Below are 23,930 nucleotides of genomic sequence, written 5' to 3' on the forward strand. Positions count from 1 at the left end.
AGGCCATGAATGCTTGGTGTCAATGTGTAAACACATCTTTATTTTCAGACAGCCTGCTAACATCATTTCTCGTGAGCATTTCTCACCACTGCCACTCACTTCTCGCCACCGCATCGTGGGCATGCAAACTTTCTGCGTGAACTACTTTTAGCTGGTACCCGGAAATATCAGCCATCTTTCTAAGTGCGGCATCCAGACGTTTGGCTGCATCTTCACAGAACATCAGATTCTGGCCATTGGCGAGGGCAAATGCCTGCTCATCGATACGTTTAACGGCTGTCTGTAACGCTGTCCCTAGAGCACTCTCAATACGCTCAATAAGTTCGGCAAGCGGTATGCCATCGTTTCCTGCCAGCCGTATGGAACAGTGGGCGACGCTGCGCTGGCTATGCGGCGTCGCGAGAACACCCTCTTCACTTCCCAACCACGCAAGTACGGCCTGTTTGGTTAACGGTATCTCTTCAAAATCTTCCGCAAACGCTTGCTGAATTAGCTGCCGCGCTAATGCAGCGGAACAGGGGCATGTTGAGGAGTAACCAACGGCTACGTCTAACTCTACCTTGAAACCTGATGGTGTGAGCTGGCTGCGCAGTGTAAACGGATAGCCTTTCCAACCTGACAAAGGGCTGATGAGCGCGTCACGTTTAAGTAATACCTCCCCACTGAACGTTAGGTAAGCGTTTTCTGATAATGCTTGGTGACTCTCTAAAAAGGCCGCAAGAACACGATGAAGTAACGTAGGCGTTAGTGGCTGGTGTTCTAATGCATCCAATGCGGTATACAGCCGTGACATGTGGATACCACGAGCACAGGTTTCCTCAAGGCTAACACCAGCTGACACATTGGCGTTCACTTGGCTCCCCGCCAGCTGTACTGGCAACGCAATGCCTTCCATACCAACCCAGGAAAGCGTGCCCGGCAAACGTGAAGGTTGTTGGGCAATATCGGGTAACGTAAAAGCCATCATTGCATTGCCTCGTTAGTTGATGAGTTAAAGGGTGTGAAAAAACGATAAAGCTGCGCCACAGTGGCAGGCGCGACATTTTGAGTAATGAAGACAAACCGAGAAATGCGGTCATTAACACACTGCATCGGCAGAGGCGTCGGCGGGTGGAAAATGTGCTGGACGCCGTGCAGTGCGAGCGGTTCATCGCGATCGGTAAGGTGCACAATCGCTTTAATGCGTAGCATTTTCTCGCCCATCAACGACATCAATAGATTCAGCCAGTTTTCCAAAGCGTCCGGGGTAATTAGCGCCTCCACACAAAAACAAAACGCATTGATATTTTCACCATGGCGAGTCAGCGTTGGCTGGCTAGTGGGCTGTACAAATGCAGCACTATTGTCCCCATGACGACTCCTCTCGTGATTGACATCTTCAGCATGGATAACGCTGTAACGTGCCGACTTAAGCCACTGGTCTACCTGGTATCGTTGAGAATCCCGACGAAAGAGCCCTGCGCCTACCAATAACTTGGGTGAAAGGTTACCGTTCACCACCTGCCACTGCTCTGCTGCCGGGTTAATGGACGCCAGTTGGTTAGCCAGTGGTGTTAGGCGGACTTCGTCGACCAGGTCAGTTTTGGTGATGAGTAATCGGTCTGCTATCGCTATCTGGCGCTGTGACTCACGATGCGCCTGCAACGTTGCCTCACCGTTCGCGGCATCAACACAGCACACCACGCTATCCAACTGAAAACGGTGAGCAAGCCAGTGATCGGTCATTAACAGCTGTAAAATGGGTGCGGGATCGGCAAGTCCTGTGGTTTCAATAACAACACGGGAAGGTGCTGGTTTACCCGCGGCCAACAGCGAATCAATAGCCTGCTGTAGTGTGCGGCTCAAGTCTCCTCTCAATGTGCAGCACAAACAGCCGCTGCTCATCTCCACCACGGCTTGCTCATCGCTTTGCGTAATCAACTGATGATCAAGACCAATATCACCAAACTCATTAATCACGATCAGCGTGTTTTGCATTGACGCTTGGCGTACCCAGCGATTAAGTAATGTTGTCTTACCGCTCCCTAAAAAGCCGGTCAGTACATTAACTGGTGTCAGCATGGAGAATTGCATCACTCCACCCGTGCCTTGCGGAAATGGTGCTCTTTACGCTCTTGGCGCTCCTTCGCTTCAATGCAAAGTTTTGCCGTTGGACGAAAAAGTAGCCGTGGAATACCAATGGGCTCGCCAGTTTCTTCACAGAAGCCGTATTCACCATTTTCGATACGCTGTAAAGCTGCATTAATATTATTGACCAACCGACTTTCGCGATCTGCTTGGCGAAGTGACAACCGTAGCTCCTCCTCAAACGAGGCCTGATCAGCCTCGTCGCTATCTCTCTCATGGGAGGCGATAGCCGTTTTCACCTCTTTTAAATGCGCCTCAAGCTCCGCACGTTCGTTCAAAAGCCGCTGACGGAAAAACGCAAGCTGTACGGCATTCATGTACTCGTCTGCTGATGAGGCCAACAGCAAAGCCTCCTCAGCTTTTTTTGCATCTAGGAATTCAGCGCCATTGTCTGTTCTGGCAGTTATTGACTGAGTGATATCGGGTTGCAATGTATAGCCTCCTATTGATAAAAACGTTATAACATAACAAATAGAGCTCTGCGACCTAACCTTTCTCAATGCTAATGCACTGCCAAACGTAACAGGAGATCTAAATGCCTACCCCAGACTCCCATCAAGCTGCATCTTGGGTGCTACCACAACACGCCGCACTGGATACCGACATCAGCGTACTTCCGCGTATATTTGAAGAACAGATTAACATCGCTATTCTGCACCGCGCTCTGCCCGCCGATGTGGCGCTAAGCGCAAACGCACAGAGCCAGACATCGCGAGACTGGCAGTACGCATGGCTTGGCAGCCCTAAAGATGACTTTAAAAATGACTTGCGCCGAAAGCTCCCAGAGCCGTCAGCGGGTGATGCACTGGTTGATGATATAACCATCATTGCTGAAGCTATCGCATTCCTGTTTGATACCGACACTGTGGGCATTCGTTTACGCTTACTAACGGCGGCGATGTGCCCACGCTTTCACTGCGACAACTTGTCGGTACGCTTAGTAACCACCTATGTTGGCCCAGGCAGTGAATGGTTACCTGAAAGTGCCATTAACCGCGCCGGGCTAGGTGCACCAACATCTGATCGCCCAGAGATTATCAACGACCCAACTGCCATTCAGCGTTTGCAGGCTGGTGACATCGCGTTAATAAAAGGCAGTGGCTGGGTGGGCTGTGAAGAACACGGTTTAGTACACCGCAGCCCCTCTTTGGAGACAGGTCAAAAGCGGCTACTGCTAACCATTGATCCCGCTTAACGCCTTGAACTTGTCACTAATCCGTCATTCCCCCCTGATAAGGTTTAATAAATTAAATCGCTCATGGGAATGGTCATGCATAACAAACTACTGCTTGCAGGTGTCATAAGTCTCTCGATGTTAACAACCACGGCGTTTGCTGAGTCATTAGGCAACCTAGCCTTTTCTGAAACAACGCCCTATTCCTCAGCAATGACCCTAAAAGATGATTTCACCATTGTAGGTGATGACGAATTAATGGCGATGGATGCCATTAATAGCAATGGTTTTGCTAACGCCATTATCGAGATACCAACAGGCACATCTGCCAAATGGGAAGTTAGCAAAGAAGACCCAAACGCGGTTTATTGGGAGTATAAAGACGGCGAGCCGCGCGTCGTGAATTACTTGGGTTACCCCGGAAATTACGGCGCCATTCCTGGTACTGCCCTGCCCAAAGAACTTGGGGGTGATGGTGACCCATTGGATGTCATTGTATTGGGTCAGGCGATACCGCGCGGTGAGATTGTTGATGTACGTGTTATTGGCGTTTTAAAAATGTTAGACGACGGCGAGCAAGACGACAAACTGGTGGCAGTGCTTACCCAGGATTCACCGTTTGCCCATATCGAAAGTATGCAGCAACTCGATAGTGAGTTTCCTGGCGTTAGCCAGATCGTTGATATCTGGTTTGCGAATTACAAAGGCCCTGATGGTGGCATGGAAGGTCTAGGGTTTGAAGACGCCGAATCTGCATTAACCGTACTAGAAGCAGCGGCTGAGAATTTTTCAGCCCCACAATAAACTTATCGAATAAGACCGCCAAAATTTACGTCGTTTAACCGTCACTGCTCTAAACAATAGAGCAGTGACGTTTTCTTATTTATACATTGTGCTCATTAGCGCTGTTACTTGCATTTATCGCGGCCAAAACACCATGACGTTGATACGTTCTTAGCATGCTCTCGAGGGCTGCCTGCAGGTAGTGAGTAGATGCGGGGCCTTTGGAGTCTTTGGTGAGATGGCTCGGTTTGCCATCTTGTAGCAGGCTGATCTCGCCTTTTTCTAGTGCCACTGAGGTGGCTGTTTTCAGTTGTTCAAAAGACACTGGGGTTTCCAGTAACTTGGCCAGAACCATAGCAAGCGGGGAAAGTGCCACCATTTCATGCCAGGGCGAAGTTGCCCAGCCATTACCATGGCGAATGACCCCACTGTGCCACTGCCACTTAACTGTTGCGGGATCAGCTTCTGCCTCTGCATTTACTGTCGCCATTTGGCTAGCCACGTGTGTGCGTATGCGTACGTGACCACGAATCACATAGGTTTCCAGAAACGCTAAAGCGAGCGCTCGGGCATCCTGCCCAGTAGAAAGCTGGCCGCTGGCAATAAGCGCGGCGGTCAGCTGGTCTACGTTAAGGGTAGCAGGGTAGACTTTCGAGAGTGCTTCCATAAATGCATATTCTAGGGCACTGCCCGGTATGACCTCACCGCCCCGCCAATCCGTGTAAGTTTTAGGCTGACGCGTATCACTGGTAATCTGATGATCAAAGAAGACGCCAGCAACGTAGAATTTCTGCAAGCGCTCAGCATCCAGTGCATAGCGAATTTTTGCCTGTTGAGATTTATGCACTAGCAGGGTCTGCCGGAAGGCACGATTACGCACAAAATCAAGGTACTGCTCTAGCTGCTCTTGATGGGTAACTTCTTTACTTAATGGTTCGGCAATAGAGGAGGCATAATTGCTTAGGAACATAGTGTTGGGCTCAGCTTCTGCCAGATACCCCAGTCCATACTCACCTGCCAGCGCCATAAAGTCCTTGAAATACATCGGCTGGTTACAGGGCTCTAGGAACTCGTGGAGCAGGTAGCTGGCTTTACCTTGGCGGATGTGGTCGGCATTTTCATCCAGCACTTTCCGTAAAACGCTATTATCCAGGCTGACCTGCTGAAGAAAATCCACCATGCCCATAGCGTAGGAGAGTTTTTCTTCCGGCGTGACGCGCTCAGCACCCCGCAACAGCATGGCATCACGGATGATCTCCTTGGTTTTCCAACCTGGGTACGTGTTGTAGCTGATATAGGCAATACCGCTTTCGCTCAAGTTTTCAGAGCAAACTCGTAAAATAGCCTGCTGTACTGATGTGGGCACCCAGCTAAACACGCCGTGACAAATAATATAATCATAAGGCTGCTCAGCCTTACCTATCTCTTCAATATTAACGGCTTGTAGACGCACATTGGCTAACCCAATCTCATTTAGCCGCGCTTTGCCATGGTTAATCTGCACGTCGGAAAGGTCGATACCCACCACCTGAGCCTGGGGGTTACGAGCGGCATAAGGGAAAATATTCTCCCCAGCAGAGCAGCCGATTTCTAGCACCCTTGCCGTTGCTGGGTCTGGCGCGTCAAGGCCGAATAGAAAAGCCAGTGCATGAAGATGCTCTGGTGCTGTTTGCGGAAAGGGATGAGATTCGTAGGGTACGCTGTCGTAGCTCTGTTTCAACAGGGAAACGAGGTCTTTTGTCATATTCGTTACCATAGTCGTTACTGTGCGAAAGGCGTACCCTTCTACTGCTTAGCACGCATGGCTCAGAATATACGAACGATGTGATTTGTCGTGCATTTGGTTTACTTATGCCGTTTAAGTACCGTTTATCGATAACGTTGCCGCATCTATCTCCAGACAAAAGCACCCAGGGTTAGTGTTAAGCCCGCAGTGGTAGTGCCGCGCCAATAGCGACAAAAATACCTCCACAGGTGCGGTTGAAACCACGGCCAACACGCTTCAACCAATGACGAATGCGGTTAGCCATATTGGCAAGCAAGCCTTCAACTAAGCATTCAATGATCACAAAGGTGCCTGCCAGTACGAAAAACTGCAGGATCAAGCTACGTTGCGGATCAATAAACTGAGGTAAAAATGCGCTGAAAAACAGCAGCACTTTTGGGTTAGTGATGGATGACAGTGCGCCTTGGCGGTATAGATGCCAGCCACTCTTCCAACTGGCATTCACATCAACTTCCCCACTGATAGGCGGTGAACGCCATACCTGAATACCCAGCCATACAAGGTAGGCTCCGCCGACCCATTTCAGCACGGTTAGCCACACCACAGACGACTTAACCAGCGCCCCAATACCAAACAAACACAGGGCGATGATCAAGATAAATCCTGTAGCGCCCCCGGCGATAGTGAACAGTGTTTTTCGGCTGCCATGCAGCGCCCCGTGGGTAAGCGCCAGCAGGCCGTTCGGCCCTGGTGAAAGCGACAAGCCTATGCAGGCAATGAAATATAGCAACCATGTATCGAATAACATGTTAATGCACCACCCACTGGTAAGTACGCTTGAGCTGCCAGCATGTCACTGCCACTCAGCGTTTTCCACCAGTTAATAGACTAATACTAAAACGCCTCCAAAAAGGAGGCGTTGGACGAACAAGTCGCGCGCTGGCATCTAACGTTTACGCAAATACTTGGTTCCATTCACTGCGCTTAGCCAGCAGGTCTTTAGCAAGCTCTTGGGCACCTTCCAGGCTGTGACTGGCGGCCCAGCCGCACTGCATTTCATTACAGGCGGGTACTTCCGTTGCGGTTAGCACATCATTTAGCGTCTTCTCGATGATACTTAACACATCGTCATAATCATCGTGGTTGATCATTGCGATATAAAAACCGGTTTGGCAGCCCATCGGGCTAATGTCAACCACCTTGTCGGTGTGATTACGCGACATCTCAGCCATCAAGTGCTCTAAGGAGTGCAGTGCCGGCATCTCCATGTGCCCTTTATTAGGCTGGCAAATGCGCAAATCATACTTATGAATGCGGTCGCCATGTTGGCCTTCTTTAATATCAGCCAAACGTACGTAAGGCGCTTTTACCTTGGTATGGTCCAGGTTAAAGCTTTCGACGTTCATTTTCTTTTCGGTCATATTGGCTCCGTCATCTTGGTATATCGCTTGCGTCGTCTAAACAACCGTTAGTGCTTTTTACACCTTAGGAGCGTCAAAGTTCCACGGCTCGTCGGTATAGACACACACGTTTGCATCTTCAATATCGCCCTCAGGGGACTCAACGTGCTTAGCGAAAAAATCTTGAATCTCTTTACGCTGGCAATGGGCCTCAAACTCTTCACGGCTGGCCCAAATTTCGTGAAATACAATTGGATAGCTGGTGCCTTGGGCAAACGGGTTATCAATCTGCCGCGTGACGGTGTAGTGAATACAGGCATCTTCGCGATGGGTGTTAGGTTCCAAAGCTTGCAGTGCCTTAAATACCGCTTCTTCTTTTCCGGCCTTGGGCTTAAAGCTGGCGATACAGTAAATTTTTTCTGACATAGTTATATCCTAAGCGGTTGAGTGGGCATCATTATGCGGCCTGTCGATGCGGGTTCACAACCTAACGACTCATTCGGTCCGCCAGCGCTTCTAAATCAGTTACCGTCATATCCGGTTCACCTCCCCAGGGGTCAAACGGAGCGTCAGAGTGACGGCGCACCCAGGCGCTGCGCAAGCCAGCATGGGTTGCCCCAATGACATCAAACGGGTTGCTGGAAATCAGCCAGGTGTGTTCTGGGCGTGCTTCTAAGCGGGTGCGTAAATAAGCATATACGGCGGGGTCCGGCTTGAAGCGTTTAACATCATCAACACTGACCACGTCATCCATATGGCTTTCCACGCCCGCGCGCGTAAGTAGCTTAGTGACAGCTTCTTGAGTGCCGTTAGAAAACGCCACGCAGCGAATACCCGCATCACGGAGCTGGTCAAGCGCGGGGATCACATCGGGAAATGCAGGCAACTCAGCATAGACGGCCATTAAGTGGTCTTGGTCGTTATCTGATAGGCCCGTTTGCAGCGCGCGGTCGGTGAATACTAATGCCTCCCGCGTGCATTCCGAAAACGGCACATAAGCCCCCATCAACCCATGACGAAAGCTATATTCCAGCTGTTTTTCCCGCCAACGCTTAGCAAACTCTGCTGCTTTGGTGGCATCACTAAGGCGGCGTTCCAACTCTACCGATACCCCTTGGGTATCAATAAGCGTGCCGTATACATCAAAGGCGAGTACTGGTTGCATGACAGCTCCTGGCGTGGTGGATAAGACAATCATTGGCGATAGGTGGTTTTATTTCTCTAGCATAGCTGCCCTCTTAAAAAACAAAAACGCCGCTGCATCGGGCAGCGGCGTTTGGCTAGCAATACGCGTTATTAAATTGTAAAAGCGGCTTCTTGCTGACCGGTTTTAAGATCGCCAGAACGCACCAACTCATCAGTCACGCGATCAATGGCACGCTTGGCACGACCAATCATTTCGTCAACTTCAGAGCGGTTAATAGTCAGCGGTGGCGCAAAGCCCAGAATATCGCCTTGCGGCATGGCACGGGCAATCAGATTCTCTTCCATTGCTGCTGCTGCGACACGCGGGCCAACTTTAAGTGCTGGGTCGAAATGCAGGCGCTGTTTGGCGTCTGGAGAGAACTCTAGCGCGGCCATTAGGCCAACACCGCGTACGTCGCCCAGTAACGGATGACCCTCAAAGGTGGCCTTGAGCTGCTGCTGGAAGTAACCGCCAGTTTCGGCAGAGTTACCTACTAGATTTTCGCGCTCGATAATATCCAGGTTAGCAAGGCCTGCGGCACAGCCCAGTGCGTGACCTGAATAGGTCCAACCATGACCGATGGGACCAAATTCGCCGGTTCCCTGCTCCAGTACCTTCCATACTTTGTCGCCAACAATCACGCCAGAAAGCGGCTGGTAGGCGCTAGTTAGCCCTTTAGCAATGGTGACCAAGTCAGGCTTCATGTTGTAGTGGTGGCTACCAAAGTCTGAACCGGTACGGCCAAAGCCACATACGACTTCGTCAGCGATCAATAGTACATCGTACTTATTCAGTACCGCTTGAATGGCATCCCAATAGCCTTCTGGCGGCGGCACGATACCACCGGTACCCAGTACCGGCTCACCAATAAAGGCCGCCACGGTGTCGGGGCCTTCTTCCAGAATCATCGCTTCCAGCTTATCGGCACAGTAGCCAGAAAATTCACGCTCGGTCATGCCGTGCTGTTCTGCCGCGCGCAGATAGTAATGCGGTGCTTCGGTATGGCGAATGGTGTCAATCGGCAGATCAAAGTGGTCGTGGAACGCTTTCAAACCGGTGAGCGAGCCGGAAGCGATGCCGGAACCGTGATAACCACGCATACGCGAGATCACTTTTTTCTTCTGCGGGCGACCCAGCACGTTGTTGTAGTAGCGCACAATTTTGAGCTGGGTTTCGTTAGCGTCAGACCCTGACATGCCGTAGTAAACCTTAGACATGTTCATACCGGCAATTTTCAGAATGCGCTCAGAAAGCTCAATCTGCGGCTCGTTCGAGTGGCCCACATAAGTATGGTAATAAGAAAGTTCTAGCGCTTGCTTATAGATCGCTTCGGCTACTTCAGTGCGGCCATAGCCGATATTGACGCAGTAAAGACCCGCAAAACCATCGATAAACTCACGACCATCTTTGTCGACGATGTTAATACCCTTGCCGCCGGTAATAACACGGCCTGGTAAATCACCATGGGCGAAGTCGCGAAGGTGGGTTGAGGCGTGAAAAGTGACTTTACGGTCGCGTTCGATCAGATCCTGATGCAAGCTCATAACGTTCTCTCTATACAGTAAACCTCCCCATTGGTTGGAGAGGGTGTTTTATCATTGGTGACTCATAATTTGCGCACCTAGCGAACCTTTCGCCCGGCGGAGCCAGCCTCCCACAAGCGCTATAGCATTACTAAGTTGCGGTTATGGGAGAGCGTTTTAGCGCGCGACGGTTAGCTTCCCGAGACGGAACCTAGCGCCCCTAGGCAGTAATACTTTGTTTCTAAATACTCATCGATACCCGTAGCGCCGCCTTCACGGCCCAGGCCGGACTGCTTCACGCCACCAAAAGGCACTGGTGGTCCAGTCATTTTCACTGAGTTGACGCTGACCATGCCATACTCAAGCGCACGCATTAGCTTCCAAATGCGGCGAATATCGTGGGTGTAGATATAAGCTGCTAAGCCATACTCAGTGTCGTTGGCCATCTCAATGACGTCGTCGTCGCTACTATAAGCGGTAATACCGGCCACAGGTGCAAAGTTTTCTTCACGCCATACTTTCATCTGCGGCGTCACGTTGGTTAACAGCACCGGCATAAAGAAGTTATCACCCGGCGCTTGGCTTTGATCGCCTGCAATCATCGTGGCGCCTTTGGAAATCGCATCATCGACAATCGATGCCGCTTTTTCGACAGCCTGACGGTGGATAAGCGGGCCAAGGTCAACTTCCCCATGCAGGCCGTTACCCACGGTCAGTGCCGCCATGCGCTCAGTAAATTGCTCAACGAATTCATCGTGGATAGATTCGTGTACCAGAATACGGTTGGCTGCCAAGCAATCTTGTCCTGCCGTCTGGAATTTCGCCGAGACTGCGGCATAAGCGGCCTCTTTAGGGTCCATATCAGGCCCCACGATAAACGGCGCGTTGCCACCTAGTTCCAGCGATAGGCGTTTAACCGTGTTTGCGCTCTGTTCGATTAACAATCGGCCAACACGGGTGGAACCAGTGAACGAAAGCGCGCGAATACGCGGCTCGCTGCACAAAATTTTCGAGACCTCGGCAGGATCACCCAACACGACGTTAAAAATACCGTCTGGAATACCTGCCCGCTCGGCAAGCTCCGCCAGCGCCAGCGCTGAAAATGGCGTTTCATTGGCAGGCTTAATGATTACCGGGCAGCCAGCCGCCAATGCCGCTGCGGCCTTGCGGGTAATCATGGCCAGCGGGAAGTTCCACGGCGTAATCATCGCCGCAATACCGACCGGCTCCTTAATGGTGCCAAGTGAGGCGTTGGGGATATGGCTGGGAATGGTTTCGCCGTAGGTGCGTTTCCCTTCTTCAGCGAACCAGCGCACGAAACTGGCACCGTATTCGACTTCACCACGAGCATCCGGCAGCGGCTTACCCTGCTCCAACGTCATGATGGTCGCTAGATCTTCACGGTTCGCTTGAATCAAGTCGTACCATGCCAGCAGCCGCTCGCAGCGTTCGTCAGCACGCAAGGCGCGCCAGTGAACAAAAGCAGATTCGGCCGCATCAACTGCAGCGGTAATTTGTTCGGCTTCCAGCAGCGGAATGTGCCCAATGACTTCGTTCGTCGCGGGGTCGTAGACGGCTTCTTCACGGCCAGCATCGCCATGCGTCCATTTCCCGTCGATGTAGGCGTACTGCCGGAACAGGCGCGGATCTTCCAGGCGTTTAACAAGCGTCGTCGATAGTAGGGTCATGGGCACCTCCCCAGGTTGCAGCCATTTACGGTGAAGCCAAGCATGGCCAGCAAGCCGTTGCGCATAAAACGATAGATCATCAGCTCAGCTGAAAACTGAACTGATTCAGTGTGTGTAGGTTAAGGGAGTTAGCGCACGAAGTGTTTTTGAAAGCGCCGGAGAATTCCGGCACTTTTTTTGTGAAAGTCTATTTTGAAGGGTGTTTTTTCGGGGCGGTCCTTTAAATCACGGCAACGACAAACCACGGCAACGACAAACCATTACAGCGACGTGCTGCAGTCCACGCCGATAGGTTCATGCTTAACTGTTTTCGTAACGATGTAGGTAAAGTAGCGCTCAATACCCGCATCAGATACCAGCCATTTGTCGATTAAGCGCTGATAGCTATCAATGGTGCGGGCTTCAAACTTAACTAAGTAATCGACGCCGCCCCCTACTGCCACACACTCAGTTACTTCTGGCGTCTGCATGACCAAGGCTTCAAAGCGGGAAAAACTTTCAGCGTTGTGCTGTTTGAGTTCAATCTGCACCCAAACAGGGTTGCGCGGCACCAATACCTCGGCATTGATGCGCGCAGTGTAGCCCTCAATCACCCCGGCATTTTCCAGCCGTTTCACCCGCTCCCAGCAGGGGCTAACCGAGAGATTAATCGCTTCGGCGAGCTTCGACTTGGTTATCCGGCCATCCCGCGCAAGAATATCAAGGATCTTTAGGTCATAACGGTCTAGTTTCATCATGCCGGATGTTACGCCTCCAGGCGTTCAACAACATCGGCAATCACCGCTAAGGTGTCCCCCATATTGATTAACGATGGCGCTCGGCGAGCCATTAAAATACCGTCGCGTTCCGCTTTATAAGCCACTGGCGCGGTACCGCTGCGGGTCATGTCGTACACATAGGCAATGGTTTGACCATTTTTCACTTCATCACCCAGCGCCACCAACAGCTCTAACACCCCAGAGTGCTGGCTTTGCACGTAGCAGCTGGCATCCGGCATATCGAGGTACATCTGCCCGCCTGCAGGCATAGTGATGGTGCCTTCCACCAGTCCGTAATGAATTAAAAAGTTGCGTACGCCACGCTCTGCAATCGCAATACTTTGGGGAGTAGACGTGCCGCCGCCGCCAAGTTCGGTAGCCACAAACACTTTGCCCTGACGCTCACAGGCAGTATCGAATAGCTTTTCTGCGTCTAGCTCGAACATCACCATGGCGTAGGGGGCACCGAATGCTTTGGCACCCTCTAGCGCCGCCTGCTGTTGAGCCTTGTCGTCTAACACATGGGAGGCGCCAAACGGCAGAATATCCAGGGTACGCCCGCCAGAGTGCAGATCGAGCACGACATCGCTCATGGGCACCAATACACGGGTAAAATAATCAGCAATTTGCGATGTTACGGTACCGTTAGGATCACCGGGAAAACTACGGTTCAGATTGCCTTTATCCATCGGCGACGTGCGCTTGCCCGCCATAACTGCGGGGGTATTCATACACGGCACAATAATTACTCGGCCACTCACCTCTTCAGCTTTCAACGTGGAAGATAGTTTAAGCAGCGAGGTAATGCCTTCGTATTCATCACCATGATTACCGCCAGTTAGTAGTGCCGTGGGGCCTTCCCCATTTTTCACTACGGTGATAGGAATCATCACCGCGCCCCAGGCAGACTCATCGGTCGAAATCGGCAGTTTTAAAAAGCCGTGTTGAATGCCGTCGGCGTCGAAATCAACGGTGGCAGAAATAGGGCTTGGCCGCAGTTGGTTCGGTTGAAGCGTCATCGTATGTCCCTTGTATTGTATAGACAGCTACTTAACAAACAGCTGGCGCGGAAAATTAGCCAGGGTTTCACAGCCATTTTCAGTAATCAGAATGCTTTCGGTAATTTCTAGCCCCCAATCTTCTACCCAGAGGCCAGGCATGAAGTGAAACGTCATGCCTGGTTGAAGAATAGTGTCGTCTGAAGGACGTAAGCTCATTGTGCGCTCGCCCCAGTCCGGCGGGTATGAAATACCGATAGGATAACCACAGCGTGCGCCACCACGGTCAAAACCGTACTTATCCATCGCCGCGCCCAGCGCCATGGCAATATCCGCCGTACGATTACCCGGCTTAGCCACGGCGAGTCCACTCTCGATGCCTTCCAGCAAAGCAGATTCAGCACGAATGAAGTCTGCCGGGGGCGTACCTAGAAAGACGGTGCGCGACATCGGTGCGTGGTAGCGTTTGAACACACCGGCAATTTCGAAAAACGTGCCTTCGCCTTTGCGAAATGGCGTGTCATCCCAGGTTAAGTGTGGCGCTGCGGCATCTTTTCCAGTGGGCAGCATAGGCACAATGGCAGGATAGTCACCACCAAACACCTTACCGTTCTCGTCAATAAATCCTTCGATGCCGACGCGGTAAATTTCCGAGACCAGCTTACTTTTTGGCAGCCCAGGTTCAATGACTTCCAAAATGCGCGTATGCATGCCTTCAACAATTTTTGCCGCCACGCGCATGTAGGCGATTTCTTGAGGCGACTTAATCGCTCGGCACCAGTTTACGAGAGCGTTAGCATCCATAAAGCGCGCATGGGGAAGCTCACGCAAAAGGCTTTGGTAGGCTTTAGCAGAGAAGTAGTAGTTGTCCATCTCCATGCCCACCACGCCGGTATGCCAGCCACGGTCGGGCATTATCGACTGGGCCAAATATTCCATCGGATGCATGTCTGGATTTTGGACATAGTAGTCTGGATAGTAGGTGATATTGTCAGGGTCTATCCAGCAGGTTCGCAGAGCGCCGTTAGCATCCATACGGCGACCAAACCATACAGGCTCACCTTCAAGCCCCACAAGTACACACTGATGCACATAAAAAGACCAGCCGTCATAGCCGGTTAGCCATGCCATGTTGGAAGGGTCACTGACGATCAATACGTCAATTCCACGGACAGCCATTTCTGCACGCACCTTCCACAAGCGATTAGCATACTCTTTACGCGTGAAAGGCAGGGAAACCTCAGTCATCGGGCAACTCGCCATCAAAGATCACTAAGAACCAGCGCCTTCACTTGTTATAAGTTAGTTACGCTGGGCCACAGGATCGACCTGGCCACCGCCGCAGTAGGCCCGCCAATGTCGTCTTAGGGCGATACTAGCACCGACCCTTGGTTGCCGGTCAAAGCCTTTATGACAAAAATTGTGACGCACCGTGGTAGCGTAACCATAGTTAATCTGCTGTGAGGAGGAAAAATGAAAATAGTTGTACATATCGACGATGCGGCCCAGTGGCAAACCGCCCTTGCTGAGGCCTTGCCACAGGCAACCGTACTTACCAGTGATGCCCCTGAGAATAAGCGTCAAAACGCAGACTATCTCGCGGTTTGGAAAGCACCGGCTCATTTACTTAACGAGCAAATCCAACTAAAAGGCATTATCAACCTGGGTGCCGGTGTCGATTACTTGCTGAAAACCCCAGGTTTACCAAGCGACGTCCCAATCGTGAAACTGCGCGATGCGGGCATGGGCGAGCTTATGGCAGATTACGTGCTATACGGTATACTGCACTTCTACCGTAGTATGGACCGCTACGCTTCCCAACAGCAGCGCGCCAGTTGGCAGCCCCATGCTGTGCCTGAAAAAGCTCAGTGGCCTGTGGGTGTTTTAGGTCTTGGTGCCATTGGCAGTTTTGTGGCGACTTCCCTTTCGCAGGCAGGCTTTCCTGTCGTCGGCTGGAGCCGCTCGCCTAAACAGATTGACGGCGTGCGCTGCTTGCATGGAGAACAAGGGCTCGATGAGCTGCTTCGACAGGTGCAAAGCGTGGTCACTATTTTGCCTGACACCGCTGCTACTAAAGGCATTCTAAACGCTGAACAGCTAGCGAAATTGCCTAAAGGCGCCAGCGTGATTAATCCGGGTCGTGGCAGCTTAATTGATGAGCAGGCGTTACTTGACGCGCTAGGCGATGCCAAGCATCCCGGACACCTGCGCGGTGCATTGCTCGACGTTTTTTGCGAAGAGCCTTTGCCTGCCAATCACCCTCTATGGCAGCACCCCAGTGTTATCATCACGCCTCATATGGCTGCGCCTACACCGCTAAATGACGCCATCGATCAAGTGGTGTCGTATATCAAGGCATTTGAGGCGGGCGAATCGCTGGCAACGGTCAGCCCAGAAGCGGGTTACTGACGCTTAGGCAAGTGCACGCTATACTGCACAGGGAACCAAGCGCTTGCTAAAGGCTCTTAGGAGAACACGTCACAGGGAGGAAGGGCCTTTGCGTCATGTCACACTTGGCAACAGGCAGCGTACGTATGCAAGCGCAATATTAGGCGCCTGCATACTTACCCTGTGCAGCTTAGCGGCAGCAGATACACCTGATGAGCAAGCTCTTCAGACGCCTCACCCTTTTCAGGCTCAATATCGCTTAGAAATACGCGGATGGCCAAGCGCGACGATAACTCACACCTTAAGTAATGAAGGACAGCACTGGCTAAGCAGTATGAATTTTGCGGTCGCCGTTGCCCGTGGTGAAGAGCGCAGCCGCTTTTCAATAGACGATGCCACCACTCATTCGTTGCTTTATAACAGCAGCTATTCACTGCTGGGAGTCGGTGACAGTTACCAACTCAACGAAAGCGATATTAGTTCGCTTGATCGCCAAGCTGCGCTCTTTGATCTTTCCCGACGGGCAGGGCGCCAAGGCTGCACAGAAAGTGCCCCTTGCGATATCGAGTTTGTTGATCACCGTGGGCGTGATGAACACTTTCAGTACTATGTCGATCAGCAAACTGTTAACGGTTCCACTACTATTAGCGTCCCTGCAGGTGAATTCGAAACAACGCGCGTCACGCTGATTGATAAAGAAAAACCAGACCGGCATCTACAAATAAACTTCCACCCAGATTGGCCAGGCCTGATTCTTACGGCAGAATACCAAAAAGAGGGACGCCGACAGACCTCTCTTACCCTCACTCACTTCAACCCTGCTGGGGATAGCGCTCCTTAAATGCTTTCTGGCTTACTGATTGTTTTATTGCCCCTTTTCCTGGGCTACCTAGTACGCGTTCGCTCTCCCCGCTTACTCAGTCTCATCAACCGAGCCGTTAGTGGCTCGGTTTATTTAATCCTACTATTTATGGGGATAAGCCTCGCTGGGCTTGAAAACCTAGGCAGCCAGCTTTCAAGGCTAGGCGGAAACGCGTTGCTACTGTTCAGCATTACTACGCTGTTCAACCTTGGGGCACTCTGGTGGTTATCCCGTCGCGTGGCACTTAAAGCCGGAAGCTCACCTGTCGTGAAAAACGCCCCCACCAGCAAACTCGCCGCTATGCAGGGTTCATTAATGCTGGTGGGCGTGGTGGCAGGGGGCGTGCTGGTTGGGCTACTGCTCGGCCCGATTATCGGTGACGTGCTGTTTACTACCGCCGACTGGTTAGCAGAGTGGGTACTATACGTATTGCTAGTACTGATCGGCTGTCAGCTACGCAATTCCGGCATGCCGCTTAAACAAATTTTACTGAACCGCTTGGGGCTTGCCATCGCGATCACTCTGGCGTTGAGCTCACTGCTGGCGGGCTTACTAGCCGCCCCGCTTCTTTCGCTTAGTTGGAACGAAGGCTTAGCCATGGCATCAGGTTTTGGCTGGTATTCGCTTTCGGCTATTTTGATTGGCGACCAACTTGGCCCATTAATGGGCGGTGTGGCATTTTTCAATGACCTGACCCGCGAACTGTTGGCATTTATCCTGATTCCTCTCGTTATTCATCGCCACACAGCACTGGCCATTGGCTATGGCGGCGCAACCTCTATGGATTTCACCTTACCGGTGATTCAACAGCACGGTGGTGTTGCCTGCGTTCCGATTGCGGTGGTTAGTGGATTTATCCTGTCTTTGCTGTCTCCCCCCCTGATTCTATTTTTTCTTTCGCTTTCAGGTTAGCGATAGCAGGCTTTCATTGGGTAGGATAAACAGCGTTCTCTGTTTAAAACGCTTTTCGTTCACTGCTCAGGATGCCTGCATGCCATGCTAAACGGAATTTGGTTAAGTTTTTTTATTGCTGCGTTTGCGGCGTCTTTGTGGCAGTGGTTAATCGGTGGCGATAGCGAGGTTTTTGCGCGCCTAGTGCAGTCACTGTTCGATATGGCGCGGGTCAGCGTGGATATTATTTTAGTGCTGCTAGGCACGATGACCCTTTGGCTAGGCTTTCTTTCGATTGCTGAAAAAGCGGGCATGATTCGCCTACTAGGCCGCGTACTTGATCCGCTTTTCTCTCGCCTAATGCCAGAAGTGCCCCGCAATCACCCTGCCATGGGGCTAATTAGCATGAACTTTGCAGCTAACATTCTCGGCTTAGATAACGCTGCCACACCGATTGGTATTAAAGCCATGCAATCGCTGCAAAGTCTCAACCCGAGCCGCGATACCGCTAGCAACGCACAAATTCTGTTTTTAGTGCTCAACACGTCATCACTGACGCTGCTACCCGTCACGATCTTCATTTATCGTGCCCAACAAGGCGCGGCTGAACCCACCCTGGTTTTTCTGCCGATTTTGTTGGCCACCAGCGCCTCTAGTTTGGCTGGACTTCTAGCCGTGTCGCTGATGCAGCGCTTAAAACTTTGGCAACCCGTGGTGTTGGCCTATTTAGTTGCTGCGGCCCTGGCGCTAGGGCTATTAATCACCACGTTGGCGGGGATGTCGGCCCAAGCACTGGCGGCAGCTTCAACACTGGTAGGTAACCTGACGCTGTTCTCTATTGTAATGATGTTTTTAGTGGTCGGCGCACTGCGGGGGGTGAGGGTATATGACGCCTTTATCGAAGGCGCAAAAGAAGGCGTAAGCTTTACGGTCACCTTACTGCCGTATCTTATTGCCATGCTGGTGGCGGTTGGCGTACTACGCGCCAGCGGCGTTCTAGATGCAGGGCTAAGTGGCATCCGCTGGTTGGTGGAAGGGGCTGGTTGGGACACTCGTTTTGTGGATGCGCTGCCTACCGCCTTTGTAAAACCCCTTTCTGGTAGCGGCTCGCGGGCCATGATGATCGAAACCATGAACACGTTCGGGGTCGATAGTTTTCCTGGTCTGCTAGCCGCTACTCTGCAAGGCAGCACCGAAACAACCTTTTACGTGTTAGCAGTCTATTTCGGTGCGATTGGCGTCACCCGTATTCGTCATGGGCTTGGCTGCGCGCTGATCGCAGATGCCGCTGGCATTATCACCGCCATTGCTGTCTGCTACTGGTTCTTTGGCTAACGCAGCTTGGTAGCTAATTTACAACACTCGTAACAACAATAGATCAGGTAATTTGCTTCATGCATGCTCAACACGCAGCATTACATAACGAGCTACACGCGAGGCCGCCCCTCTATTTTGAGGGGCCTGCTTGCCTTCATCATTACGCCTTTACGCTTGAAGGCGATAACGTTACTACGTTGCTTAACCGCCTAGCGGAAGTAACAGACATCACGATCACACCCGATCAGGTGCAACAAATAGTCAGTTGCCAGGGCTGCTTAATCAAATGGGAGCGGCACACCGAGTTTTTTACGCTGACCATTAAGCACGATAACAACAGCAACCCTCGCCTATGGCCAACACCACCTACTTTTTTAGCCCGTGTGCTAGCGGAGTTTGCCGAGCAAATCATCAGCGCCAGCGTATTGCGCGTGGAAACTGCCCATCGCTGGGCAGGCAGTGTGGACGCCTATGGGTTAGATCAGCCAGCGGGCTCTCAGGTAGGCGGCGGTGACGCCACGGTGTGGAGCGATTTCAACCTCGATGATCAACAAAGAAACCGTCTACTGCTGGTTAACGATAGTCTGGATAGCTATCGACTAGGCAGAATGGCAAGACGCTTATTTGATATTGAAACCTATCGTATGATGGCGATGCTGGCGCTCCCGGAAGCCAAAGCGCTCAGTCGTGAGTTGCAGCACTACGAAATGGAGCTATCAGCGCTCTCTCATCAGCACGCCGAACAGCACACCTCACCTGCCGAGCCATTGCTCAACGCCCTAACGCTACTCTCAGCGAAACTTGAGCGCTGCGCTGTACAAACACGCCAGCGATTTAGCGCCACCGATGCCTATGCCAACCTTGTGTTGGCACGCATTGATGAACTGCGCGAAGAGCGACTAGGCAATTATCCTCGGCTTGGCACGTTTATTTTGCGCCGTTTTGAGCCGGCGGTGCGTTACTGCGATGCCATGAACCGCCGGGTGGAAACCCTAGCCACTAGTGCCACACGCTTAAACGACTTGTTACGTACCCGCACCCAGGTCGAAATCGAGAGGCAAAACTACAAAATTTTGCAGAGTTTAGATGCCCGCGCTAGCAGCCAACTCAAAATCCAAAAAGCCGTTGAAGGCCTCTCGATCATCGTCATCAGCTACTACATTTTCAGCTTGATGAAATTAGGGCTAGAGAGCTTAAGCGCTCTAGGTGTCGATATCGAACCTAATGTGGCCGCCTCCATCATCGCACCACTGAGCGCACTCATTATAGCTATCCTAATCTGGCGAATTTGGAAGGTGAAAAAGCACTAGCCGAAGATTAATTTTGGCTACCTATACGCCTGATGAGGTGATCGTCAGGCGTGTATTGGTTATCAGCCGCTGCCATCTCGCCAACTATAAACTATGTTATGTCTTAGTGGCCTGGAAGCGTGCCAAAATCGTTTTTGTAAGGAGAGTTGTTTCTGTTTGATCAAGTACTACTACCTTCGCTAACTAAGTATCACAGGGGTACTCAGCAGGCAGCTGTCAGGATGACTAAGCGCCTATTGCTACAAATTATGTTTGACGTTTTCAAGGATGAAAGGTTAAAGAATGGTAAGCGCAAATATTATCTTTATCGTACTAGCTGCCTTTTTTTGGGGTGTTTCTGGAGGAATTGCTGGTGTTCTTTTAGAAGACGGTTGGGATCCTTCCGTTGTATCGTTTTATCGAGGGTTCGTAGGTCTCCTCTTCGCGCTTATCTGGCTACTGTTTCAACAACAGCACAGCGGTCTGAAAAATAGTCAGCTTTGGTTCTGGTCAATCATTGCTGGTCTTGGAGTAGCTGGTAATTTTACGTTCTATTTTATCAGTATTGAGCATGCTAACGTTGCTGTCGCCGCCACCTTGATGTACTGTGCTCCCATCTTCGTTTATCTCATTTCCTTTGCTCTCAAGCTTGAAAAATCGACTGCTGCAAAATGGGTAGCCATCTTTTTAGTGATGCTTGGCGTCGTGCTACTCACTAAGCTATATGAGATTAGTGCGAGCAGCATATCTCTACTTGGTGTGACCATGGGACTACTCGCGGGGCTTTCTTACGCCCTGTTCATTTTTGGCTTTAAATATGCCGCGCCACATGGCAGCCCGCAGGCTATCCTTTCGATTGCCTTTAGCGTACTGGCTATTGCTTTAATTCTACCCGCCGAAACCGACCAAGTTACCAGCGTTTTAGGCTCTCCAGATCTACCACTATTTGTGGCACTAGGTATTCTGGGTGCTGGCCTGTCGTTTCTACTGTATATCAAGGGTATTAAACATACGGCGCCCGCCCTCGCTTCCATGATTGCCATGGTAGAGCCGGTCACAGCAACACTGTTTGGTGTTGCCGTTTTGGGAGAGACTCTTGGTGTGACTCAAATGATCGGTATGGGGTTAATATTAGTGACTGTAACGGCTCTCAGCGTATCCTCTAACCGTCGCTAAGGGGCGTTACACTCGCCTCGTAGTGAGCCGCCAAGTGCCTTGCGCAGTGCAGGGCCGCTCACTCCACGACCTAGCAGTACCGTGAGCTTCGCCATAGCGGCTTCCAGCGTGATGTCACCTCCCGCAATCACACCGGCTTGGTTCAGCGCCGCGCCGGTGGCGTAGGCTCCCTGCACGACTTCTCCTTGGGCACACTGAGTCACGTTGAGCAGTGCGACCCCTCGTTCATTTGCAGCCGTTAACGCCTTTAACAGCTCGCCTTCAAAACTAGGCGGGTTGCCCACGCCGTAGCTATGCAGAATCAAGCCTTTTAGGCGTTCATCGGCCAGCAGCAACTTGGCGCGGCGCAGGGACATACCAGGATGAAGTGGCAAGATGGCTACCGCCTCATCATCCACCTCGATGGGCGTAAAGTTAGGCAGTCCGCTCAGTAGCGCAGAGGGCTGTGGAAATGTCATACCGATGCCAAGCTCGGCAAGCCAGGGGAAATTAGGAGAGTCAAAGGCATCTAAGCCCTGAGTGCGCACCTTGCGCGCACGATTACCGCGCAGGAGTCGGTCGTGAAAAACCAGACTTACTTCACAAGGTGTTGCGGGATGGACCACCAATTGCAGTGCGCTAACGAGATTATTCAGCGCATCGCTACGAAGCTCCCCCAAAGGAATTTGGGCGCCGGTGAAAATCACCGGCTTGTTGAGTGCGCCAAGCATAAACGACAGCGCGGCGGCGCTAAACGCCATAGTATCGGTACCGTGTAGCACCACAAATCCATCGTATGCTTGCCAGTGGCTTTCTAACTGTGCCACTAAACGGTTACAGGCGTCGGGCATTAGCTCGGCGCTATCAATCAGAGGCCGCATTTCTAGCACATCAAACGATGGCAGCCTGTCGGCGTTGCTCAGCGCTAAGTGCGCGGTTAAACGCTCGGCCAGCCCCGCGCAAGGCACATACCCATGTGGTGATGGCTGCATACCAATGGTACCGCCTGTGTAGAGCATGAGTACGCGGGGCATAGTCTCTCCTTATCTAATAGCGTTCGTGCATGCGAGGGCTTACTTAGCGGGCGCGCTTTCCAGACGCTGCTTTAACGCTTCGGCCTCTTCAGGCTCCAGCTCCCAGGCTTTCGGATCTAGCTCAAGGTCTGGGTGTTGATTAGCATCGAAAATCGGCTGTTTGATGCCCTGGCGACGCTGGCTATCGTAATCGTTAAGGATACGTAGGCCGCACTTGAACAACAGAATCAGCGCCACAAGGTTGACCACTGCCAGCAGGCCCATCGTGACATCGGCAAAGCCGAACACAGTGCCAAGATCTGTTGTCGCACCCCAGCACACCAGCAACACAATGGCGATTCGGAAAGCATTAAACAGATTCTGGTTGTCGCGGCTAAAGAAGTTGAGGCTGTTCTCGCCCAGGTAGTAGTTGTACAAAATAGTACTGAACGCAAACAGCAGCAGCGCGAGACTAACAAAGGTGCGACCCCATTCGCCTACATGGTCGGCAAGCGCCGCCTGAGTGAGGGCGATGCCTTCAACACCAGCGCCTGCGGCCGGGTCGTACACACCGCTGAGCAGAATCAAAAACGCCGTGGCCGAGCAGATAATCACGGTATCGATAAACACCGAAAACGCCTGCACAATACCTTGGTTGGCTGGGTGCGGTACGTAGGCTACCGCCGCCACATTGGGCGCACTGCCCAGACCCGCTTCGTTAGAAAACAGGCCTCGCTTTAAGCCCATCATAATGGCCGCACCAATACCGCCACCCACCACCGGCTCAAGGCCAAAAGCACTTTTTACAATTAGCGCAATAACGCTGGGGATTTCACCAATGTTCATGGCAATAACCAGCAGCGCAATGGCGATATAGCTGACCGCCATAAAGGGCACCAAATACTCCGAGATGCGCGCGATACGTTTGATACCACCAAAAATAATCAGCCCTACCAGCATGGCCAGGGCAATACCACTGTAAAGCACCGGCACACCGAAGGCGTCACCAAACGAGGTCGCTACCGCATAGGATTGCAGTGCGGTAAAGGCAAAGCCAAAGGTTAGCAGCAATAGCACCGAGTAAAACGCCGCCAGCCAGCGCCACTGTTTGCCTAACCCTTTAACGATGTAGTACGCCGGGCCACCGCGATACGTGCCATCGCCTTCCGCTTCTTTGTAGGTCTGCGCCAGGGTGCACTCTAAGAAGCTAGTCGCCATCCCCATCAAGCCCACCAGCCACATCCAGAAAATAGCCCCTGGACCACCTAACGTAATTGCGACCGCCACGCCGGCAATATTACCGCCGCCCACGCGACCCGCCACGGACAGAACAAGCGCCTGAAAAGAACTTAAGTGGCCATGTTTATTACGCTTAAAGGCCTGACCTGACCCCAGTATGCGAAACATTTGGCTAAAATAACGAAACTGCACAAAGCGGGAAGTAACGGTAAAACCGATGCCAACGCCTACTAGCAGCACTAGCAGTACCTTTCCCCAAAGGAGCTCATTGAGCATATCAAGCATGTGATGTTCTCCGCGTTCTTGTATTAGCGTTATGTTGGAATTCGCGTCGTTTTATGTCGCGCTTCTTAAAACCGCGCCGCGGAGAACGTTTTACCAAGCATAGGAAAGAATTAAATTTGGCGCAGCGA

General features: G+C 51.8%; 23 protein-coding genes. 8 read left to right on the plus strand and 15 right to left on the minus strand.

Annotation, left to right across the window (positions count from 1 at the left end):
- Positions 1–82 precede the first annotated feature (82 nt).
- Genes folE2 through dksA form a run of 3 tightly spaced genes read right to left on the minus strand, consistent with a single transcriptional unit; the run spans position 83 to position 2,558 of the window.
- A complete protein-coding gene (gene folE2 / locus CR46_RS0113840; protein WP_030073886.1) occupies positions 83–967 on the minus strand; it encodes a GTP cyclohydrolase FolE2 in 885 nt (294 codons plus the stop codon).
- Positions 964–2,073, minus strand: coding sequence for a CobW family GTP-binding protein (locus CR46_RS0113845; protein ID WP_030073888.1), 1,110 nt, complete (start codon positions 2,071–2,073; stop codon positions 964–966). The genes folE2 and CR46_RS0113845 overlap by 4 nt, the downstream gene beginning before the upstream one ends.
- On the minus strand, positions 2,073–2,558 hold the full coding sequence (gene dksA / locus CR46_RS0113850) for an RNA polymerase-binding protein DksA (RefSeq protein WP_232222391.1): 486 nt from the start codon (positions 2,556–2,558) through the stop codon (positions 2,073–2,075). The genes CR46_RS0113845 and dksA overlap by 1 nt, the downstream gene beginning before the upstream one ends.
- A 104-nt stretch (positions 2,559–2,662) precedes the next feature.
- Between dksA and CR46_RS0113855 the strand changes: the two genes are divergently transcribed.
- Positions 2,663–3,322 carry a DUF1826 domain-containing protein gene (locus CR46_RS0113855; protein WP_030073892.1) on the plus strand — a complete coding sequence of 220 codons (660 nt, stop codon included), beginning with the start codon at positions 2,663–2,665 and terminating at the stop codon, positions 3,320–3,322.
- Between the two features lie 75 nt (positions 3,323–3,397).
- Positions 3,398–4,105 carry an inorganic diphosphatase gene (locus tag CR46_RS0113860; protein ID WP_030073894.1) on the plus strand — a complete coding sequence of 236 codons (708 nt, stop codon included), beginning with the start codon at positions 3,398–3,400 and terminating at the stop codon, positions 4,103–4,105.
- Between the two features lie 79 nt (positions 4,106–4,184).
- Here the strand turns inward: CR46_RS0113860 and CR46_RS0113865 are convergent, their stop codons facing one another.
- From CR46_RS0113865 to doeA, 10 genes are all read right to left on the minus strand, one after another.
- Positions 4,185–5,828 carry a methyltransferase regulatory domain-containing protein gene (locus CR46_RS0113865; protein ID WP_051690189.1) on the minus strand — a complete coding sequence of 548 codons (1,644 nt, stop codon included), beginning with the start codon at positions 5,826–5,828 and terminating at the stop codon, positions 4,185–4,187.
- 178 nt (positions 5,829–6,006) lie between these two features.
- Positions 6,007–6,618, minus strand: coding sequence for a LysE family translocator (locus CR46_RS0113870; protein ID WP_030073898.1), 612 nt, complete (start codon positions 6,616–6,618; stop codon positions 6,007–6,009).
- 145 nt (positions 6,619–6,763) lie between these two features.
- Complete coding sequence (locus tag CR46_RS0113875) at positions 6,764–7,231, minus strand: S-ribosylhomocysteine lyase (protein WP_030073899.1); 468 nt, start codon at positions 7,229–7,231, stop codon at positions 6,764–6,766.
- A 57-nt stretch (positions 7,232–7,288) separates the two neighbouring features.
- Complete coding sequence (locus CR46_RS0113880) at positions 7,289–7,636, minus strand: putative quinol monooxygenase (protein WP_030073901.1); 348 nt, start codon at positions 7,634–7,636, stop codon at positions 7,289–7,291.
- Positions 7,637–7,697: 61 nt separating this feature from the next.
- On the minus strand, positions 7,698–8,375 hold the full coding sequence (locus CR46_RS0113885) for a haloacid dehalogenase type II (protein ID WP_030073903.1): 678 nt from the start codon (positions 8,373–8,375) through the stop codon (positions 7,698–7,700).
- A gap of 131 nt (positions 8,376–8,506) precedes the next feature.
- Positions 8,507–9,940: an aspartate aminotransferase family protein gene (locus CR46_RS0113895; protein WP_030073905.1), complete on the minus strand. Its 1,434-nt coding sequence runs from the start codon at positions 9,938–9,940 to the stop codon at positions 8,507–8,509.
- 170 nt (positions 9,941–10,110) lie between these two features.
- A complete protein-coding gene (locus CR46_RS0113900; RefSeq protein ID WP_030073907.1) occupies positions 10,111–11,607 on the minus strand; it encodes an NAD-dependent succinate-semialdehyde dehydrogenase in 1,497 nt (498 codons plus the stop codon).
- 260 nt (positions 11,608–11,867) lie between these two features.
- A complete protein-coding gene (locus CR46_RS0113905) occupies positions 11,868–12,344 on the minus strand; it encodes an Lrp/AsnC family transcriptional regulator (protein WP_030073909.1) in 477 nt (158 codons plus the stop codon).
- Positions 12,345–12,352: 8 nt separating this feature from the next.
- On the minus strand, positions 12,353–13,384 hold the full coding sequence (gene doeB, locus CR46_RS0113910; RefSeq protein ID WP_030073911.1) for a N(2)-acetyl-L-2,4-diaminobutanoate deacetylase DoeB: 1,032 nt from the start codon (positions 13,382–13,384) through the stop codon (positions 12,353–12,355).
- Between the two features lie 27 nt (positions 13,385–13,411).
- The gene (gene doeA / locus CR46_RS0113915) at positions 13,412–14,611 is read right to left on the minus strand and encodes an ectoine hydrolase DoeA (RefSeq protein ID WP_030073913.1); all 1,200 of its coding nucleotides are present in this window, start codon (positions 14,609–14,611) and stop codon (positions 13,412–13,414) included.
- 225 nt (positions 14,612–14,836) lie between these two features.
- On the opposite strand from doeA, the gene CR46_RS0113920 reads away from it, so the two are divergent.
- From CR46_RS0113920 to CR46_RS0113945, 6 genes are all read left to right on the plus strand, one after another.
- On the plus strand, positions 14,837–15,772 hold the full coding sequence (locus CR46_RS0113920; protein WP_030073915.1) for a 2-hydroxyacid dehydrogenase: 936 nt from the start codon (positions 14,837–14,839) through the stop codon (positions 15,770–15,772).
- 88 nt (positions 15,773–15,860) lie between these two features.
- Positions 15,861–16,592 (plus strand): hypothetical protein, encoded by a 732-nt coding sequence (locus CR46_RS0113925; protein ID WP_030073917.1) that lies wholly within the window; start codon positions 15,861–15,863, stop codon positions 16,590–16,592.
- Positions 16,593–17,525, plus strand: a complete 933-nt coding sequence (locus tag CR46_RS0113930; protein ID WP_030073919.1) for a LysO family transporter — start codon at positions 16,593–16,595, stop codon at positions 17,523–17,525. It begins immediately after the preceding gene.
- Between the two features lie 84 nt (positions 17,526–17,609).
- Positions 17,610–18,839, plus strand: coding sequence for a nucleoside recognition domain-containing protein (locus CR46_RS0113935; RefSeq protein WP_030073921.1), 1,230 nt, complete (start codon positions 17,610–17,612; stop codon positions 18,837–18,839).
- A gap of 59 nt (positions 18,840–18,898) precedes the next feature.
- Positions 18,899–20,131, plus strand: coding sequence for a DUF3422 domain-containing protein (locus tag CR46_RS0113940; RefSeq protein ID WP_030073922.1), 1,233 nt, complete (start codon positions 18,899–18,901; stop codon positions 20,129–20,131).
- A gap of 282 nt (positions 20,132–20,413) precedes the next feature.
- Positions 20,414–21,286 (plus strand): DMT family transporter, encoded by an 873-nt coding sequence (locus CR46_RS0113945; RefSeq protein ID WP_030073923.1) that lies wholly within the window; start codon positions 20,414–20,416, stop codon positions 21,284–21,286.
- On the opposite strand, the gene CR46_RS0113950 is transcribed toward CR46_RS0113945, so the two are convergent.
- Positions 21,283–22,299 carry an asparaginase domain-containing protein gene (locus CR46_RS0113950; protein ID WP_030073924.1) on the minus strand — a complete coding sequence of 339 codons (1,017 nt, stop codon included), beginning with the start codon at positions 22,297–22,299 and terminating at the stop codon, positions 21,283–21,285. The two genes, CR46_RS0113945 and CR46_RS0113950, sit on opposite strands and share 4 nt — an antisense overlap.
- Positions 22,300–22,338: 39 nt before the next feature.
- A complete protein-coding gene (locus tag CR46_RS0113955) occupies positions 22,339–23,802 on the minus strand; it encodes an alanine/glycine:cation symporter family protein (protein WP_030073925.1) in 1,464 nt (487 codons plus the stop codon).
- Positions 23,803–23,930: the final 128 nt, after the last annotated feature.

The sequence above is a fragment of the Vreelandella neptunia genome, assembly GCF_000712975.1.
Classification (GTDB): domain Bacteria; phylum Pseudomonadota; class Gammaproteobacteria; order Pseudomonadales; family Halomonadaceae; genus Vreelandella; species Vreelandella qaidamensis.

Excerpts from the sequence above, each read along its gene's own strand:
- folE2 (WP_030073886.1), bottom strand. The coding sequence starts at position 967 with ATGATGGCTTTTACGTTACCCGATATTGCCCAACAACCTTCACGTTTG.
- CR46_RS0113845 (WP_030073888.1), bottom strand. The coding sequence starts at position 2,073 with ATGCAATTCTCCATGCTGACACCAGTTAATGTACTGACCGGCTTTTTA.
- CR46_RS0113855 (WP_030073892.1), top strand. The coding sequence starts at position 2,663 with ATGCCTACCCCAGACTCCCATCAAGCTGCATCTTGGGTGCTACCACAA.
- CR46_RS0113860 (WP_030073894.1), top strand. The coding sequence starts at position 3,398 with ATGCATAACAAACTACTGCTTGCAGGTGTCATAAGTCTCTCGATGTTA.
- CR46_RS0113865 (WP_051690189.1), bottom strand. The coding sequence starts at position 5,828 with ATGACAAAAGACCTCGTTTCCCTGTTGAAACAGAGCTACGACAGCGTA.
- CR46_RS0113870 (WP_030073898.1), bottom strand. The coding sequence starts at position 6,618 with ATGTTATTCGATACATGGTTGCTATATTTCATTGCCTGCATAGGCTTG.
- CR46_RS0113875 (WP_030073899.1), bottom strand. The coding sequence starts at position 7,231 with ATGACCGAAAAGAAAATGAACGTCGAAAGCTTTAACCTGGACCATACC.
- CR46_RS0113880 (WP_030073901.1), bottom strand. The coding sequence starts at position 7,636 with ATGTCAGAAAAAATTTACTGTATCGCCAGCTTTAAGCCCAAGGCCGGA.
- CR46_RS0113885 (WP_030073903.1), bottom strand. The coding sequence starts at position 8,375 with ATGCAACCAGTACTCGCCTTTGATGTATACGGCACGCTTATTGATACC.
- CR46_RS0113895 (WP_030073905.1), bottom strand. The coding sequence starts at position 9,940 with ATGAGCTTGCATCAGGATCTGATCGAACGCGACCGTAAAGTCACTTTT.
- CR46_RS0113900 (WP_030073907.1), bottom strand. The coding sequence starts at position 11,607 with ATGACCCTACTATCGACGACGCTTGTTAAACGCCTGGAAGATCCGCGC.
- CR46_RS0113905 (WP_030073909.1), bottom strand. The coding sequence starts at position 12,344 with ATGATGAAACTAGACCGTTATGACCTAAAGATCCTTGATATTCTTGCG.
- doeB (WP_030073911.1), bottom strand. The coding sequence starts at position 13,384 with ATGACGCTTCAACCGAACCAACTGCGGCCAAGCCCTATTTCTGCCACC.
- doeA (WP_030073913.1), bottom strand. The coding sequence starts at position 14,611 with ATGACTGAGGTTTCCCTGCCTTTCACGCGTAAAGAGTATGCTAATCGC.
- CR46_RS0113920 (WP_030073915.1), top strand. The coding sequence starts at position 14,837 with ATGAAAATAGTTGTACATATCGACGATGCGGCCCAGTGGCAAACCGCC.
- CR46_RS0113930 (WP_030073919.1), top strand. The coding sequence starts at position 16,593 with ATGCTTTCTGGCTTACTGATTGTTTTATTGCCCCTTTTCCTGGGCTAC.
- CR46_RS0113935 (WP_030073921.1), top strand. The coding sequence starts at position 17,610 with ATGCTAAACGGAATTTGGTTAAGTTTTTTTATTGCTGCGTTTGCGGCG.
- CR46_RS0113940 (WP_030073922.1), top strand. The coding sequence starts at position 18,899 with ATGCATGCTCAACACGCAGCATTACATAACGAGCTACACGCGAGGCCG.
- CR46_RS0113945 (WP_030073923.1), top strand. The coding sequence starts at position 20,414 with ATGGTAAGCGCAAATATTATCTTTATCGTACTAGCTGCCTTTTTTTGG.
- CR46_RS0113950 (WP_030073924.1), bottom strand. The coding sequence starts at position 22,299 with ATGCCCCGCGTACTCATGCTCTACACAGGCGGTACCATTGGTATGCAG.
- CR46_RS0113955 (WP_030073925.1), bottom strand. The coding sequence starts at position 23,802 with ATGCTTGATATGCTCAATGAGCTCCTTTGGGGAAAGGTACTGCTAGTG.